Origin of the sequence: Staphylococcus borealis (assembly GCF_001224225.1) — a bacterium.
Taxonomy (GTDB): domain Bacteria; phylum Bacillota; class Bacilli; order Staphylococcales; family Staphylococcaceae; genus Staphylococcus; species Staphylococcus borealis.
Genome location: NZ_CUEE01000010.1, coordinates 51,978 through 70,414 on the forward strand (window position 1 = coordinate 51,978; position 18,437 = coordinate 70,414).

At 33.1% G+C, this 18,437-nt stretch carries 16 protein-coding genes and 1 pseudogene; 5 read left to right on the forward strand and 12 right to left on the reverse strand.

The window, feature by feature from the left end; genetic code table 11:
* The first annotated feature begins 35 nt into the window (after positions 1-35).
* The 4 genes from pstC (at position 36) to phoU (ending at position 3,525) form a co-directional block, all read left to right on the forward strand.
* Complete coding sequence (gene pstC / locus AK212_RS10810) at positions 36-962, forward strand: phosphate ABC transporter permease subunit PstC (protein WP_053030923.1); 927 nt, start codon at positions 36-38, stop codon at positions 960-962.
* Between the two features lies 1 nt (position 963).
* Positions 964-1,884 (forward strand): phosphate ABC transporter permease PstA, encoded by a 921-nt coding sequence (pstA, locus tag AK212_RS10815; RefSeq protein WP_053030925.1) that lies wholly within the window; start codon positions 964-966, stop codon positions 1,882-1,884.
* Positions 1,885-1,995: 111 nt separating this feature from the next.
* Positions 1,996-2,871, forward strand: coding sequence for a phosphate ABC transporter ATP-binding protein PstB (gene pstB, locus AK212_RS10820; protein WP_053030927.1), 876 nt, complete (start codon positions 1,996-1,998; stop codon positions 2,869-2,871).
* Positions 2,872-2,883: 12 nt separating this feature from the next.
* Positions 2,884-3,525 (forward strand): phosphate signaling complex protein PhoU, encoded by a 642-nt coding sequence (phoU, locus tag AK212_RS10825; protein WP_053030929.1) that lies wholly within the window; start codon positions 2,884-2,886, stop codon positions 3,523-3,525.
* 111 nt (positions 3,526-3,636) lie between these two features.
* Here phoU and pepF read toward each other — a convergent pair whose 3' ends face one another.
* A complete protein-coding gene (gene pepF, locus AK212_RS10830) occupies positions 3,637-5,448 on the reverse strand; it encodes an oligoendopeptidase F (RefSeq protein WP_053030931.1) in 1,812 nt (603 codons plus the stop codon).
* Positions 5,449-5,613: 165 nt separating this feature from the next.
* Here pepF and AK212_RS10835 point away from each other — a divergent pair, with 165 nt between their 5' ends.
* The gene (locus tag AK212_RS10835; RefSeq protein WP_053030933.1) at positions 5,614-5,955 is read left to right on the forward strand and encodes a hypothetical protein; all 342 of its coding nucleotides are present in this window, start codon (positions 5,614-5,616) and stop codon (positions 5,953-5,955) included.
* A gap of 77 nt (positions 5,956-6,032) precedes the next feature.
* Here the strand turns inward: AK212_RS10835 and AK212_RS10840 are convergent, their stop codons facing one another.
* The 11 genes and pseudogenes from AK212_RS10840 to AK212_RS10890 form a co-directional block, all read right to left on the reverse strand.
* Complete coding sequence (locus tag AK212_RS10840; RefSeq protein ID WP_053030935.1) at positions 6,033-7,046, reverse strand: siderophore ABC transporter substrate-binding protein; 1,014 nt, start codon at positions 7,044-7,046, stop codon at positions 6,033-6,035.
* Between the two features lie 80 nt (positions 7,047-7,126).
* Positions 7,127-7,906, reverse strand: coding sequence for an HAD-IIB family hydrolase (locus AK212_RS10845; protein ID WP_053030937.1), 780 nt, complete (start codon positions 7,904-7,906; stop codon positions 7,127-7,129).
* A gap of 828 nt (positions 7,907-8,734) precedes the next feature.
* Positions 8,735-9,994 carry an aminoacyltransferase gene (locus tag AK212_RS10850; RefSeq protein WP_053030939.1) on the reverse strand — a complete coding sequence of 420 codons (1,260 nt, stop codon included), beginning with the start codon at positions 9,992-9,994 and terminating at the stop codon, positions 8,735-8,737.
* A gap of 17 nt (positions 9,995-10,011) precedes the next feature.
* Complete coding sequence (locus AK212_RS10855; RefSeq protein ID WP_053030941.1) at positions 10,012-11,274, reverse strand: aminoacyltransferase; 1,263 nt, start codon at positions 11,272-11,274, stop codon at positions 10,012-10,014.
* 367 nt (positions 11,275-11,641) lie between these two features.
* A complete protein-coding gene (gene trpA / locus AK212_RS10860) occupies positions 11,642-12,373 on the reverse strand; it encodes a tryptophan synthase subunit alpha (RefSeq protein ID WP_053030942.1) in 732 nt (243 codons plus the stop codon).
* Positions 12,366-13,577, reverse strand: coding sequence for a tryptophan synthase subunit beta (gene trpB, locus AK212_RS10865; protein ID WP_053030944.1), 1,212 nt, complete (start codon positions 13,575-13,577; stop codon positions 12,366-12,368). Before trpB ends, trpA begins: the two co-directional genes overlap by 8 nt.
* A gap of 1 nt (position 13,578) precedes the next feature.
* The gene (locus tag AK212_RS10870) at positions 13,579-14,205 is read right to left on the reverse strand and encodes a phosphoribosylanthranilate isomerase (protein WP_053030947.1); all 627 of its coding nucleotides are present in this window, start codon (positions 14,203-14,205) and stop codon (positions 13,579-13,581) included.
* Positions 14,202-14,984: pseudogene (gene trpC / locus AK212_RS10875) on the reverse strand (indole-3-glycerol phosphate synthase TrpC). Before trpC ends, AK212_RS10870 begins: the two are co-directional and overlap by 4 nt.
* Complete coding sequence (trpD, locus tag AK212_RS10880) at positions 14,968-15,984, reverse strand: anthranilate phosphoribosyltransferase (RefSeq protein WP_053030949.1); 1,017 nt, start codon at positions 15,982-15,984, stop codon at positions 14,968-14,970. The pseudogene trpC and the gene trpD overlap by 17 nt, the downstream one beginning before the upstream one ends.
* Positions 15,959-16,558 carry an anthranilate synthase component II gene (locus AK212_RS10885; protein WP_053030952.1) on the reverse strand — a complete coding sequence of 200 codons (600 nt, stop codon included), beginning with the start codon at positions 16,556-16,558 and terminating at the stop codon, positions 15,959-15,961. Before AK212_RS10885 ends, trpD begins: the two co-directional genes overlap by 26 nt.
* On the reverse strand, positions 16,555-17,964 hold the full coding sequence (locus AK212_RS10890; RefSeq protein ID WP_053030955.1) for an anthranilate synthase component I: 1,410 nt from the start codon (positions 17,962-17,964) through the stop codon (positions 16,555-16,557). The genes AK212_RS10885 and AK212_RS10890 overlap by 4 nt, the downstream gene beginning before the upstream one ends.
* Positions 17,965-18,437 lie beyond the last annotated feature (473 nt).

Consider the following 18,437-nt stretch of genomic DNA (forward strand, 5'->3'; position numbering starts at 1 on the left):
TTTAAATTTATTGGGAGAAAAAGAGAGGGTTATATATGGCATCGGAAACTAATGTTAGAGACTTGATAGCTAAAAATAACGCTAAAAAGGGCGGTTTTAGTGATAAAATCGTACCCATTATTTTAGGTATTATAGCTGCAATCTCAATTTTAACTACAATCGGTATTCTATTCACTTTGATAACTGAAACAATAACATTCTTCACACGCGTATCTATCGTTGAATTCCTATTCACTAAAGACTGGAACCCAACAGGTTCTGATCCTAAATATGGTATCTGGGCACTTGTAATTGGTACTTTAAAAATTACAGTTATCGCAACGATCGTCGCAGTACCTATCGGATTAGGCGCAGCTATTTATTTAAGTGAATATGCAAGTGACAAAGCACGACGTATTATTAAACCAATTCTAGAAATCTTGGCAGGTATTCCAACAATTGTATTTGGTTTCTTCGCTTTAACGTTTGTAACACCTGTTTTAAGAACGTTTATTCCAGCGCTTGATAGTTTTAACTCTGTCAGCCCAGGAATTGTAGTAGGTATCATGATTGTTCCTGTCATTACAAGTATGAGTGAAGATGCTATGGCATCTGTGCCTAATAAAATTCGTGAGGGTGCTTACGGATTAGGATCAACTAAATTCGAAGTTGCTACAAAAGTAGTATTACCAGCTGCAGCCTCTGGTGTCGTAGCTTCAATCGTTCTAGGTATCTCTAGAGCCATCGGTGAAACAATGATCGTATCATTAGCGGCTGGTAGTTCACCTACAGCATCACTAAACTTAACAAGTTCAATTCAAACGATGACTGGTTATATCGTAGAAGTTGCAACTGGTGATGCTACATTCGGTTCAGATATGTACTACAGTATTTATGCCGTTGGTTTCACGTTGTTTATCTTCACGTTAATAATGAACTTAATTTCTTATTGGATTTCGAAACGCTTCAGAGAGGAGTATTAATATGACAGCTACTACAAATCCTAAAGCAAAAACATTAATAGACCAAAATAAAGTAGAAAAAAATATTTCAAGTCGTGGCAAAACGAACAAGCTAAATAAATGGTTATTCTTTACATGTATCGTAATCGCTTTAATCGTACTTGCAGCTTTATTAATTCAAACATTTGTTAAAGGTATTGGTTATCTTACACCAGATTTCTTTACGAGTTTCTCTTCTTCTACACCTTCACAAGCAGGTATTAAAGGTGCATTAGCAGGAACAATTTGGTTAATGGTAAGTATTATCCCAATCTCTATGATTTTAGGTGTTGGTACGGCAATTTACTTAGAAGAATATGCGAAAGATAATTTCTTTACGAGCTTCGTTAAAATTAGCATTTCTAACTTAGCCGGTGTACCTTCAATCGTATTTGGTTTACTAGGTTTAACATTGTTCGTTCGTGGTGGCGGTATTCAAGCGCTTGCTTTGGGTAATAGTGTTATCGCTGCAGCCTTAACAATGTCATTACTTATTTTACCTATTATTATCGTTTCAAGTCAGGAAGCAATCAGAGCTGTTCCAAACTCTGTTCGTGAAGCTTCATACGGCTTAGGCGCAAACAAATGGCAAACCATTAGACGTGTTGTATTACCTGCAGCACTACCTGGTATCTTAACTGGTTTCATTCTATCTTTATCTCGTGCACTGGGTGAAACAGCACCATTAATCTTAATTGGTATACCAACGATTCTATTAGCAACACCAACAAGTATTATGTCTATGTTTACAGCATTACCAACGCAAATTTACACTTGGGCTAAAATGCCTCAAGCTGAATTCCAAAATGTTGCATCAGCAGCAATTATCGTATTACTAGTCATCTTATTATTAATGAACGCAGTAGCCATTTTCTTACGTAACAAGTTCTCTAGAAAATATTAATCCAATCATATACATCATTCATTAGGGAGTGAAGATTGAAGCGACAATGACATGTTTATAATCATGCATCATTATCGTTTCAATCTTACAGATATAAAGGAGTTTTTAATTATGGCAAATACAAATGTTAAAGAGAAAGAATTAGCACAACATACAAATCGATCTCAAGACTCAATTTCAACAGTTGTTTCATCAAATGAAGTGAAACATAATAACGAAACTGATACGAATAAAAAAGTAGTGTATTCAACACAAAACTTAGATTTATGGTATGGCGATACACATGCTTTACAAAATATCAATTTAGATATTTTAGAAAACAATGTAACAGCAATTATTGGACCATCTGGTTGTGGTAAATCAACATACATCAAAACATTAAATCGTATGGTAGAATTAGTACCTTCAGTCAAAACTGCTGGTAAAATTCTTTACCGTGATCAAAATATCTTTGACGAAAATTATTCTAAAGAAAAATTAAGAACGAATGTTGGTATGGTGTTCCAACAACCAAACCCATTCCCAAAATCAATTTATGATAACATTACTTATGGCCCTAAAACACACGGTATTAAAGATAAGAAACTATTAGATGAAATCGTAGAAAAATCTTTACGTGGCGCTGCAATTTGGGATGAATTAAAAGATAGATTACACACAAATGCATATGGTTTATCTGGTGGTCAACAACAACGTGTTTGTATCGCTAGATGTTTAGCAATTGAACCAGATGTCATTTTAATGGACGAACCTACGTCTGCACTTGACCCAATTTCTACTTTAAGAGTTGAAGAATTGGTTCAAGAATTAAAAGAAAATTATTCAATTATTATGGTTACACACAACATGCAACAAGCTGCACGTGTATCAGATAAAACTGCATTCTTCCTTAATGGGTACGTTAACGAATATGACGACACTGATAAAATCTTCTCTAATCCTTCTGATAAACAAACAGAAGATTACATCTCAGGACGTTTCGGTTAATATTCGACTATGATGACCATTATTAGACAGAAATACGAAGGTCAATTGGGTGACTTAATTAAAGATATTCGTCACCTTGGTCTTCGTGTTTATTTTAATCTAGAACATGCTTTAGTGTCGTTAAGTGAAGAAGATAAAAATTATGCAAGAAAAGTAATCGAAAATGATAAAACGATTAATCATTTAGACTATGAAATTAATGAAAAGGTGATTATGCTCATCACTAAGCAACAACCTATTGCAACTGATTTAAGAATGATGATGGCAGCTTTAAAAATTTCCACAGACTTTGAACGAATGGGAGATAATGCAGCACATATCGCGCATATTAGACTCCGAGTAAAGATAACAGATCATTATGTGTTAACACGTTTAAAAACGATGGGGAAATTGGCAATGCTAATGTTGCAAGATCTTAACACCGCAACAAAGGAAGAAGATATCACATTGATTAAAGAAGTGATTGAACGTGATAAAGACATTGATGATCTTTATGCCAATATTGTTAACACGACATATCTAATCGATAACGATCCTTTTGTAGCCGGACAAGCACACCTTGCAGCTCGAAACCTTGAAAGAGTCGGGGACCACGTTAGAAATATAGCAGAAAGTATTTATTATTTCTATACTGGTGAACATTACGATAAATAACATAGAATTATTCCTAAATGAAATAACCCAAATCAAGTAAATAAACCCTGAAAATAACTGATTCAACTAGTTATTTTCAGGGTTTTAAAATTAATCAACAAACGTAATGACTTAACCTTGTTGTTCAATTTCATCTGTTAATTGTTCCGCTTCGTTTACTAAGTCAGAAATATATTTGATTGCTGCTTTAAGTGGGGCATCTGTTGTAATATCAACACCTGCAATTTTTGCCAAAGCAACAGGTGATTGGCTTCCACCTGCTTGTAATGTGTTTAACCATGCATCTACTGCGGGTTGACCTTCTTGCTTAATTTTTTGTGAAACAACCGTACCAATGGTTAATCCTGCAGAGTATGTGTATGAGTACAATCCCATATAGTAGTGGGGTTGGCGCATCCAAGTTAATTCCGAACCATCTGTTAACTCAACAGCGTCACCAAAGAATTGTTCATAAACATCTTGCATGATATGGTTGAGTACTGGCGCTGTTAGTGATTCACCATTATCCACTTTGCGGTATACTTCACGTTGATATGCAGCTTCTAATAAGTGAGTAACCATATTATGATAATACGTACGTGATAATATTGAACCAATGACCCAACGTTTAAATTTAGGGTCTTCACTATTACTGAATAAATAATTAGCCATTAACATTTCATTCATAGTAGATGGTGCTTCAACGAAATACATTGATGCTTCAGAATCTAACAAGTGTTGATGTTGCTGTGCTAAAGTGAAATGTCCTGCATGACCTAATTCGTGTGCTAATACAAATGTTTCAGTCATTTTACCTGTCCAAGAAATAAATACATATGAATGTGTAGCATATGGACTAGCACAATAAGCACCTGTATCTTTACCTTTATTCTGTGCAAAATCAATCCAGCGCTGATTATAAGCATGTTCCACCATTTGAATATAGTCATCACCAAGTACCTTTAGTGCACCATGAATATATTGTTTAGAATCTTCTATTGATATTTCAGGCTCATAACTTGGATCAACAGATACTTTTAAATCTTCGAAGCGCATTTTGTCTAGCTTGTGAATACGTTGTAATAGTTTAGCGTATTTCTGCATTACTGGCGCTAAATCACTCATAATCACATCAATCTGTCTGTCATACATTTCTCGAGTAACTTCTTGATCATGTAATAAGTAGTCAATGACAGAATCATAACCTCTTAAATCTGCTTCGATTTTTTCTTGTTGCACATGTTGGTTATATGTCGCAGCAGTTGTATGTTGATATTTCTTTAATGCGTTACTAAAGCTTTTGAAACTTTTACGTCTAAATTCAGGATCAGCATTATCTTCATATTCATTTTCAAATGTAGCGTAATCCATAGGGTATGTCACATTATTATGTTCAAATGATTCAAAGGCAATGTCTAACATTTTCGTAGTGCCATATAATTCATAGGCACTTTGGAAAGTAGGTGACAAACTAGCCAATACTTGCTCAACTTCTGGAGATAATTGATATGGTTTGCTTTCAATTAATTTTTCTAAGTAGTGTGGCACATCAGATTCAGCTATTGCTTGTTTAATAACATCCTCAGGTAGTAATACAATTTCGGATTCTACAAAGGATAACTGACTTGAAATTTTCCCATAATTTGTCGATAATTTAGCACTTAATGTTTGTGCCTCTGTGTTTGCTGTATCGACACTTAGTCTTAATTCTGCATAATTGCCTAGACGATCAAGCTGAATAAGGATATTTTCAAATTCAGTTAACACTTTTTTAATCATCGTAGCATCAGTAATTTTACCTTTGTATTGTTGGTTAAATGATTTTGATTGGTTTAGGACATTATCTAACGTTTCATAAAAATGTGCGTCACTTTCAAATAAATCATTTAAATTCCATTTTTCTGATTCTGAAACATCTTTTCTAAATGGTAAACCTGACGTCATATATTTCACTCCCTCAATTATTTTTCACAACTATTATACACAATATTATTTTCAAACTCATTATTAAGCCTTAAGGCCGAGTTAAACTCGTAAGCAAAGATGTATGATTTAATTACGTATTATTGTATAGTATTTAAAAGAACTTTTTTTAGATTGGAGATACACATGACTATTTTTGATATGCCAAACTATTTATGGATTACTATAGTTGCAATGATCATTTTGACTGTCTTTAGTGCTTTAGTACTAAAAAAATGGTTTGTATCCGCAGTAATTACATTTGTTGCGTTAGCTGTTTTAGCATTTTTCATACCTAATTTTTATGACATTTCATTTCAACCATTACTTGGATACGCTGCGTTTTTAGCCATTATCAGTTTAATTATTAGCTTTTTATTATGGTATTTCACTAGAAATTGGCGTCGTGAACGTAAAAAGAAACAATTAGAAAAGGAAATACGTAAATACGAAGATGATGACGAAACATTCCGTCGTCGCAATAGATAATAAAAAACGTTTGAAACTAAATGCATTAAGCATGATGTTTCAAACGTTTTTTATTATGTTTAGTGGGGTGTGCTTTATTATTTTTTAAATGCCTTTTCAATTTTATCTAATTGTTCAATCGTTGTTTGAATACCACCTTCTGAAAAATACCACGCATTAGATTCAAATTGGTAAACTTGGTTATGCTTGATTGCCTTCATATTTTTAATGACATCATTATTTAAAGCAGAAGGTAAGGTTTTGTCGTTACCTTTTTGTGTACGATCTATTACAAACAATTTATCTGGATTTACTTTATTTAAATATTCATAAGTAACTGTATTACCAGCTGTGTTTGCTTTCATAGACTTGTCGGCATGCGTTATACCTAAATCTTTATTTAGGAATCCACCGAAACGACCTGTAGGACCAAATGCTTTAACACCTTTATCATCTACGTTTAGAAATAGTACCGTATCGTTATTGATAACTTTTTTCGTCTCAGCTACTTTCTTACTAAGTTTTTCATTTAAATCTTTAGCTACATCTTGTTTTTTGAAAATTTTACCAAACAACGTTGTATTATCTTTAATTGAATCAATATAATGATCGTTGTCAGGACTTACAAATAATATTTTAGCGTTAGGTGCTGCTTTTTTCATTTCATCTAAAGTTTTAGTATGAGCTTGTCTAAATGAAGCGAAAATGACTTCGGGTTTAGCCTTTGCCAAATTATCATAATTAGGTTGTCCAGGATTACCTAAGTTAATATATTTGTCATTTTTAAATTCAGAAAGGGAAGTAGGCAAGAATGCTGCACCTTTACCTTTTGCAATAGCTACAATTTTGTCTTCTAATCCCATCTGTTTCATAATATCTAGTGCACCATAATCCAACACAGCAACTCGGTCTGGATTTACTGGAATCTTAACTTTCTCGGTTTTCATTTCACCTTTAGTATGGGTATTATTTTTATCCTTAAATTCATATGTATTGTCAACGGTAATCGTATCCTTGGAAGAGGATGTTTTTGAATTCGAATCCTTGCCACACGCAGCAAGTAATATGATGATTGAAAAGAGTATAGCAATATATTTAAATGAATTTTTCATAATTAAGCCTCCTATGAAACAATTATATTGAAATTGATAATCATTTTCAATATAATTCGAATGCATATACTCACTTATTTTTAAACTAAATCTTCCAGTAATTGATCTAAAACAAGACATAGGGCATCTGTATTAGCATCAATACACTGAATTTTATTATCGTTTTTAAGAATAGCAACATCTATTTGATTATTATTTACAAAATAGCCAATCTCAGCGTGTTGTAGCATCTCAATATCATTGTGATCATTTCCAAATGCAATATAGGTTGGCTGACTACCAAGGATAGATTCAATAGCCGAAAATTTATTGATATTTTTAGCGGTAATATCAATATTGTGTTCATTCGAATGATTAATCAGAGATAAATGAGGTGCAGTTGTTGCTATATAAGCAGCAATTTCATCAAAGTCTTCGTTAGCAATATTCAATAAAATCGTCTTAATCGGTGCCTTAATGTCATCGAGTGTTAATTTGTGTGCTAATCGCTGTGGATCAAGACGACGAAAAATAGTATGAGACTCATCAACACGCGCAGCATAATCCCATTGATCATCTACAATATAATCTAAATCATAGTGGTTAATAACATCTTTGATTACCTTAAAAGATTTAGGCTGAATAGTTGCCAATGGTCGTATATGACCATTAATAGAAACGATAGAGCCATTACCGCCAATAAGTGGAAATAAATGAAATTGCTTAGGTAAAACAGGTAATAAATCACGTATTGGTCTTGCCGAAGCAAAAATAATGGTATATCCTATATTATGTAAACTAAGTAAACGATCGACAATATCTTGATTAATTTGTTGTCCATCAAAACAAATCGTACCGTCAATATCTAATATGATATTCATATATAACTCCTTAATATATAAGTATGTATATAGTTTAGCATGTAAAACAATTTGTGGTTAAATGATATCAATGTAAGTATATATTAACTAAAAAGAAAATCATAAACGCTATTTAATCAGAAGTGGATTAATCCATGGAAGAATAGGTCCCCTGAGATAACACATATAACTTCCTATAATATATATTATGTAAACTAAAATACTCACATCGATATATACCTTTAGTTATTACACTTATTCGTACGCTGTCAGGATGATTTCTGAACAAGTTATTTTATCAATACGTATCATTTGATCAAGAACTTGCAGTATTTAGCAGCTATCTACATGTTAAATAATTAAGTAACTAATTTTTACTATATCAATGACTAAGTACATACATTCAACTGTATGTGAACGTATATCATTTTAATCGATTATAGAGGCTCGCCGATATAATTTAGGTTTTTCTTAAATTACTGTATTTACATAGTTATATTTAAAATGCTTCCAAGGTGCCTAAATATTTCTTTCTCACTTACAAGTATGGTATTTTGTTTTAAATCGTAATTGTTCCGCATTAAATCGTAAATGATGAACATACCCATGAAAGATAAACTAAATTAATTTCTATAAGGAATTACTTTTCATACATTTTAAATTTACTAAAATAAATTTATTTTGTAATATTATTGTTAAAAACCAAACCTGTGGTAATATTAAATTGTAGGGGCAACATGAAAATCAACTTAGAATTTACCTACACTGTATTGTAACTTGTCTCTATCACTGGTTACGATAAATAAAGGCTGTGACATGTTGAATGTCGCAGCCTTTATTAACATTAATTTATTTTTTTATTTTCTTGCGAATTGTATTAAGTGTATTAAACAACCAATATTTAAACTTATTAATAGGTTTATAGAAATCCCCAATTAACTCTTCGATATATACATTAAATCCTCGTTTAAAGCGATAAACACCATAATCTTCACTATTCTCTGTGAAATCGCCTGATAAACCGTAGAAATTATAGCGATCATAACCATGTTCGAAACAATAGTTCATCATATGCCAATGCATCATATATGGTCCCATATAATTATTATATTTTTCAGATGAGCCTCCAGAGAAGTAATTCACTTCATATGCATTTGCGAAGAAAATACCTGATGCTAAATTCAAGATTTGGCCATCTGTTTGACGTAATTCGCTTGCATTTAAGAGTTCTTTTTTATCGTGTTCAATTTGCTTATCTAATTCAGCAATTTTTCTAAGTTGTTTATCATTTTTATTTTCTTTTGCCATCATTTGATCACGACGGCTCTCTTTGTCAGTTAATGCGTCTTGCAATGATTTTATGTATTCATCTAAATCAATATATGCAAGTGGAACAAGCACTTTATCTCCATAAGTATCAAAGAAGTTATAGAAGTATTCATCTGTCTTAGATACGAAACCTGTTCGCGCTTCTGTTTCACGATATAAATCTAGGAATATATGAAATTCATCTCTACTTAGAAATCTTACTTTTACCCCGTAGTTTATCGCTTTATTGATATTTCTTTTTCGTTGGCTATCAAATTGCTTTCTCAATGATGCAGGTGTTTCACCTTTTAGGTAGTTAACCCCCATCCAACGCGCTTGACTTGATGTGTCATATTTAGTAGTAAATCCATGGTGCTCATAACCATGAGATTTAAATAAGTTGACTACCGCATCATTTTTCTCTCTATCTTCAAGTGGATTAATATCTTTATCATAAATTTGATAAATCCAATATGGATCAATTTTTACGTATAGGCATTGATGTTGATGTAGATATTTTTCTAATTCACGTAAATAAAAATCAACTAGACCTAGATCTGAATAATCCATAACTGGACCGCGATTTGAGTAATATACATAACTTCCCATAGTTGGTATTTTTGAGAAAAGGCTAGCTGCAAGCACTTTATTGCCTTCGTCTTTAACACCAAGTAACACTACTTCAAAGCCATCATTTTCACGTGTTTGAATATTTTCTTTCATTTGGAAGTAATGGCTTTCTAATGATGGGTTTTGTACAAAGTTTTCGAATTCTTTAACTGTTAACTCTGTAAATTTCATATTCGTCTATTCCCCTCTTAATTAAATCTATTTTTCATCTTTTTGAGTGTCTTATATACTGAATACATAGGTTTGTTAATCGGTTTCATAAAGTCCCCAACATACTCAATTACATCTGCATTGAAGCCTTTTTTAAATTTAATAACACCAACATCTTCAGCATCTTCACTGAAGTCACCACTGATGCCATAAAAATTGTATCTATCAATGCCGTGATCAATCGCATAATTAATCATTGTCCATTGAACAGCATAACTTCCCGCAAAATGTCTATACTTATTAGAAGTTCCTCCAGCATAGTATACAACTTCAAATGGATTGATAAAGAAGAAACCAGCAGATATTGGCAGTTCATTACCGTGTTCAGCTTGTAATGTTTTTGCCTCATCTATTTTTTGTTGATTAGCATCAAGTTGTTTTTCAAGGTTTTCCTTTTTATTTAACGCCTTTTTATTATCTGGACGTTTTTCAATATCTTTAATCGCTTTATTTACATCTTTATTTAACGTTTCACGTTCATTCTGAAGTTCTTCTAAATACTCATCAAATTTAATATAAGCTAATGGAACGAGGACGCGATCCTTAAAATGTCTATATCGATTATAATAGAAACTATCGTCTCTATCTTGGAACTCTTTCGTTTCGGTAGTATCTTCCATAAATGAACGGAAGATTGGAAGTTCTTCTTCTGATAAGAACTTAACTTTCACACCATTTTTTTGAACTTTTTTTGTATTACGTTTACGAAGACTATCCATACCGTTTAATACATCTTTAGCTGTTTTGTTTTTTAAATCTAGAACAGAATGGTAACGAATTTGTTTAATCGGGTCAAAGCCTTTAGTAAATCCTTCGTGTTCAAATCCTAGATGCTTCATCTTATCGAAGAACCAATCATTGCCAGCATTACCTGTTATGTCACCGTCATGATTTAAGTATTGATATGGTAAATAAGGATCAACACGAACAAAGAGGCAATGATGTTGTTTTAAATACTTTGTTAATTCATTAAAGAAAAAGTGGACAAGCTCTTTGTTATCATAATCAATTACTGGTCCACGGTTACTATAAAAGTACTTAAAAAATTTCATGACTGGTACTGCTGTTAACATACAAGCTGCAATGACCTCATTATCTTTATTTTTGATACCAACTAAGTGAGTTTCTGTTTTATTTGCAACTTTCATCTCATAGTTTTCAGTCATTTGGGTGAAATGACTATATGGCATTTTATCTGTATAATTGCCAAATTCTGCAGCTGTTAAATTTGTAAACTTCATTATTTATTGCTCCTACTTCAAAGAATCTTTATCTATTTTTTTAGTTCAAAATTTAAATTATAATTTTGAATAATATCTTTATCTTCAACCAAAAATTTATATATCCAGTTTCATTAAGTATACAATAGAAATTAACAAAACTAAAATACAAACCATTTATGAGATTGAAATATTTTACAAAATAAATGTTGTGATCCTATCTAAACGATATCATCTAATCAAAATAGTAAATAAAAACTGGAAGCGGAATAGAATTCTTTTAAAATTCGTCGTCCGCTCCCAGTTTGTTTTGCCACAATAATTAAGTGTAGCTATTGTACAATAATGATTGAAATTTGTATTATCACCACCAAGGGATGCTTTTTATCTAAAGCATATCTAGCGTCTCTCTTACTTGTTTCAAAAAGTGAATCGTATCCACATTATCATCTTGACTCAAACGTTTAACGATTTCACTACCAATAACTACACCGTCTGCTACATCAGCAATATCTTTGACATGTTCAATTGTTCTGATTCCAAACCCTGCAACAACTGGTATATCTGTATGTGCTTTAAGCAGTTTTAATTTATCTTTTAATTGTGGATGAAATGTTCCATTTTCACCTGTTGTAGCATTCATTGTTACCGTATAGATAAATCCTTCTGCCTGTTTAACAATTTTATTTATACGTTCATCATCTGCAGTCATTGCTACAAGTGATATGAGCTTAACATTCACCTTAGCTATTTTAGCTTTCAATTTTTGAGTTAATTCGTGTGGCAAATCAGGAATAATCACACCATAAACACCCACATTTGCACATTGTTTAAAGAAAGCCTCTTCGCCATAAGAAACAATAATGTTGTAATACGTCATTAATACATATTTACAATTGATTTCATCTTTATGATTAGATAGTTCATTAAAAATATAATCTATTGTTACTCCTTCTTTGATCGCGTGGTTACCTGCTTCCATAATGATAGGACCATCCGCAACTGGATCTGAGAACGGCACACCAATTTCAACGATATCAGCACCGTTCTCATCTAAGATTTTCATATTCTTAATAAATGATTTATTTCCCATAATGTATGGAATAAAAAGCTTAGTCATGTGAGTCACCTCTTGTCTTCATATAATGTCGAATTGTCTCCATGTCTTTATCACCGCGACCTGAAATCGTCACAACTAAAATCTCATCTTTATTCATTTTTGGTGCTAATTTTTCGACATAGCTCAGTGCATGTGCACTTTCAATGGCTGGTATAATACCTTCCATTTTACTGAAGCGGATAAGTGCCTCCATAGCTTCGGTATCACTAGCATGTTCGTATTTAACACGTCCAATATCGTGATAATATGAATGTTCTGGTCCAATACCTGGATAATCTAAACCAGCCGATATAGAGTGTGCTAATTCTACTTGTCCGTGGTCATCTTGAATTAAGTACATTTTTGAACCATGAAGTACACCAGGTCGCCCTTTTCCAATTGCGAGCGCGTGCTTATCTGTATCAAATCCTTGTCCAGCAGCTTCGACACCATACAACTTAACGTTATCTTGAATAAATGGATAAAACGTGCCTATAGCATTAGAACCGCCACCTATACAAGCCACCACAGCATCAGGTAATCGTCCTGCTTTTTGAAGTATTTGGTCTTTTATTTCACGGCCAATTACACTTTGAAAATCTCTAACCATTGTAGGAAACGGATCAGGTCCTAATGCTGAACCGAGTAAATAGTGTGTATCCTCAACATGACTCACCCAATATTGTAACGCCTTATTAACCGCATCCGAGAGTGTTCCTTGACCATCATCAACGGCTTCAACTTTGGCACCTAATAATTCCATTCGAAATACATTGAGCTGTTGGCGTTTAATATCTTCTCTACCCATAAATACGATTAACTCCATATCGAACAATGCAGCAACTGTGGCACTTGCTACCCCGTGCTGACCAGCTCCTGTCTCTGCAACCAATTTATTTTTGCCCATTCGCTTTGCCAATAATGCTTGACCTAATGCATTATTTATCTTATGCGCACCTGTATGATTTAAATCTTCCCGTTTTAAATATATTTGAGCGCCACCCAGTGCTTGGGTGTATGATTTTGCATACGTCAACGGTGTTTCTCTACCTACATATTCTTTTAAATAGTACGATAATTCATCTTGAAATGATTGATCATTTTTTGCTTTCTCATATGCTTGTTTCAATTCAATAATTGCCGGCATTAGTGTTTCCGGAACATATTGACCACCATATTCTCCGAAAAATCCTAGTTCATCTGCTTCGGTTTGTATATTAAACATTCTATTGTACTCCCTTCAATTGTTGTATTACAGCTAACATTTTATTTTTGTCTTTCATGCCATTTGTTTCGATTCCGCTTGAGATGTCATAACCTACGTGATTTAGGTGTAATGTTTCAATTTGTTTTATTTTGTTAGCATCAATACCTCCAGCGATTAAAAACGGAACGGATTGCTTAATGCGTTTTAAAATCGTCCAATCAAATGAATGACCAGTCCCACCATAATGCTTAGATGGCGTATCTATAATAAATAAGTCTACATAAGGACGATATCGTTCAATTTCATCTATGATATTCTGGCTAGCTGGTAACGCTTTAATTATCTTAATATTCTTAAAATTCAACTTAATTTGCTTGATAAATGCTATTGTTTCTTCCCCATGGAGTTGAATCCCATTGATATCCGTTTGTTTTAACATTTTCTTTATAAGCTGAAAGGTGGGATTAACCATTACAACTACTTTATCTATACCATCTGGAACAAACTGGGCTAACGCATTAATTTGTTCAATCTCTAAATGACGTTTGCTTTTAGGATAGTATACAAATCCCACCATATTTACATTCAGAGTAGGCAACTTTAACACTTCTGATTTTGTTTTAAATCCACAAAATTTTAAAATCATATTTTCACCTTTTTTAATTTAAGTGATGGTATAAAATGTTCTAACTGATTACAATTCATTAAAGCACCACCCACTAATAAGCCGTCAATACCACTATTTATGATTTGTTTGACATCTTGTTGTGAATGAATACCACTTTCAGATATATAAAAATAGTTTTCCTTTTTATACTTAAGTATATGATTCGTATGTTCAACATCGGTGTTAAAGGATTTTAAATCTCGATTATTTACACCAATGATTTGCGGTTCTAACTCATATGCCCGTTGTAACTCATTATCATCATGTACTTCAACTAACACTTCTAATCCCTTAGACGTCGCATAATGATAAAGTTGTTTTAACTTTTCATCAGTAAGGATATTCACAATGAGTAAAATAATTGATGCACCCGCTTGTTTAGCAACATCAATTTGAAGCGGATCAATGATAAAATCTTTACACAACACCGGCAATTGTGTCTTTGCCGATAAAGCTTGTAATCTTTCAAAACTACCACCAAAATATTGTTCATCAGTAAGGATAGAAATGGCATCTGCGCCATATCTTTCATAATCTTTTATTTGTTGAACTACATCTTTTTGTTGAAATGCCTTAATGGACGGACTCTTCGATTTGATTTCGGCGATTAATACTAAATTTTCATTTCTACTTAATGCATCGGTTAAACGTGCTTTATGACTATGTTTTGTCGCTTTTAATGTTTGTAATTTCTAATGATAATAACCATCGTTTAATAAACGCTTTTTATATGCCACTATGTCATTTAATATTGTCACAACTATCACCTCTAATTTGTAAAAATTGTTTCATCGCACGACCACTATCAATTAAATATTGTGCGAGACCTATTCCGGAAGCGATTGTAGCTACTTTTTCTGAAACATATAATGCAAGTGCTGCATTCAATACAACAACATCTCTTTTACAAGATGTGTCACGACCACTTAAAATGTCCAACGTAATTTGTTTGTTATCAATTGGACTACCACCTTGTAATGCTGTGTTATCAGCAACCTTTAATCCATAATCTTTAGCATTAATATAATAATGTGTTATATTACCTTTTTCATTTAGCTCATAAATTTCATTGTCACCAGATAATGTAGCTTCATCCATACCGTTGGCTCCGTGTATTACGATTGCTCTTCGACGCCCTAAATCTCTAAGTGTTTGCGTTATCATGTGCAATCGACTTGGGTCGTATACGCCCATGACTTGATAAGTTAATTTAAACGGATTGATAAGTGGCCCAATTATATTAAAAATAGTCGGCATAGGAATCATTTTTCTAACGGGTTGAATATGTTTCATAATGGGATAAGATTCCATCGCATTAATAAATGCCAATCCTCTCCTTTCGATTTGTAATGGTACATCTGATACTTTCGTCGTCCTTATGTCTAATTCTTTTAATAAGTCTGTGCTTCCTGAATGCGATGTGATGCTTCTATTTCCATGTTTGATAACCGGAACACCTGCGCTCGCGACGACAAACGATACCGTCGTTGAAATATTAAAACTATTTGATTTATCCCCTCCTGTTCCACACACACAAATACTGCCTTCATATGTCGGTTGTTTAGGATACATAGTTTGAATTAAGCCATTGGCAATATAAGTTAATTCTTCTTGTTTAATTTCTTTTTTAGTAAAACGCGTTAGTACATCGACTTTATCTTCAATATCAACTTGCGGATCTGTTAGATACGCTATCAATTGCGTTGCCTCTGATTGGGTTATAATAGTATGGTTATTTATATGTTTTAGTAGCACCATTCAGATGCCCCCTTTCCTTTACAATATGAATGAAATTCTTAATGATTTGTGCGCCAAACTCAGTGGCGAATGATTCGGGATGATATTGAATTCCGAAATGTAGATGTTCCTTATCTTCAAAGGATTGTATTGCATCTTTTGTCCGCCCAGTAATGATTAAATTCTTTGGAAAAGACGCTATGTCACTGACAAGCGAGTGATATCTCATTATTTTAATTTGATGTGGTATCGACAAATAGAGTGGCGACTGATTTTGAATTTCAAGTGTGTCCACTTTGCCGTGCATCACTTTTTCTCCTTGGACAACTTTGCCACCGTAATAGCAAGTAAGTGCTTGAGCGCCTAAACATACCCCTAGAATAGGTAATGAATGATAGTTATCAATAATTGTCATCAATTCATCCCCATCTAATGGGTGGCCAGGACCTGGAGAAATAATCACACCATCAATTTGATCTAAATAATGCAATACATCTTTATCATTTGGATATTTAATACATACATCATCAATTTGACTAACAATATCAACTAAGTTATACGTAAATGAATCATAATTATCTATAATTAGTATCATGGTGTTACCTCCAGTAAACTTTTGGCTTTAAGTCGCGTTTCTTCAAGCTCCTTTTCAGGTACAGAATCGTATACCACCCCACAGCCTGCCTCAACATTAACCGTATTGTCATCAATGAGCATGGTCCGTATTGCCAATGCAAAATCTAAATTTTGGTTACAATTGATATAACCAACGCCACCACTATAGACGCCTCTCTTATATGGATATGCTTCATATATACGTTGTATTGCTCTTAGTTTAGGCGCACCAGAAACGGTTCCAGTTGGTAAAAGACTTGCAATAATAGTCATCGGAGATAACCCCTTTTTAATTTTGCCTTTCACTTCACTGACGATATGCATGACATGTTCATATTTTTCAATTACCATAAGTTTAGATATTTCAGAAGATCCAGTGATACTCACTCTATGAATGTCATTTCTACCTAAATCTACAAGCATACTATGTTCACTTCGCTCTTTCTCATCTGTGATTAATTGATTAGCATTACGCTCATCCTTTTCTGGCGTTGTACCACGTTGAATCGTTCCAGCAATGGGATTCGTTGTCACCTCACCGTTATGAACTGCGACAAAACTTTCTGGTGAACTCCCAACTATAATCTCTCGGTCCATGTTGATGTAATACATATATGGGCTAGGGTTTTTCCGTTTTAAATTTTGATAAAGCTGATAACTTAATTGGTTCTTATCCGCTTTGAAATGATGCTCATAACTATATATTCTAGAAGGTACAACTTGAAACATATCTCCTTCAGTAATCCGTCGTTTCATTTCTTGGATGATATGAATGAATTGTTCATCAGAAATATTTGCTTTTATATGTGATCGCTTAGGTCGTTTTTTAATATCTTCTTGATAAACTTGAATATGTGATAATGACTGAACGTTACGAGCTACCCTAGTTTTTAATTCAGTTTTACTTACTTTTGAAAATTGATTTGACGCAATGACGTATAACTCATCTTTATAATGATCAAATACATACACATCTTCTATCATATAGAGCGTTGCGTCGTGTGTTGTTTTCTTACTTTCAATAGCGATGCGTTGTAAAATTGGAAATTCATGTCGTACTAAATCAAAACTACACGTTCCGATAAAACCTGCAATAAATGGCAATTGCTTTAATGTTTCATCATCAATGTCACAATCAAACTGATTGATGTATGATTTCAAATAATTGTATGGCTCAGAAGTTATTGTTTGAGTTCCTTTTAAAGTTTCAATCATCAAAGAATTATCATTTAATTTGACAGTGCCATAAGGCTCAAATGCTACAATAGAGTATCTACCTTTCAATTGTTGTTGACTCGTACTTTCGAGTATAATTTTTCGTTCGTTTAACTGCCCTAAAACTTCGGGCGTTATATGCGCTCTTAATACTTCATAATAAAAATCCATTTTCTCATTCCTTTCATTAAAAAAGTCAGCCTCCTTATCTAAAGGACGCTGACGCGCGGTACCACCTTAATTAACGCAATATTCCGATTATTCGGAATATTGAACATTCACTCATTGATATTAATTTGTTTTACTAGCATAAACCCAATTTCATATTAAGCGGTGTTGATTTACATCACCCATCAACTTTCTGTCACTACCATACTTATCACTACTTCATTTATGCTATTAAATTGAATATTAAAAACACCACAGCATACGCGCTTACTATAAGGACGCGTTACCGTGGTGCCACCTTAATTAACAATAAATTGTTCACTCATCAATTATTAAACTTTAGAATTCCAGACCCAATTCGATAAATACGTTGTGCCAATTTGCATCACCCATTGGCTTTCTATTTGCTACAAACCATATCATCTACTTCATTCATAGAATTGTGTGATATTTCTTATAATTCAGTATAATACAAA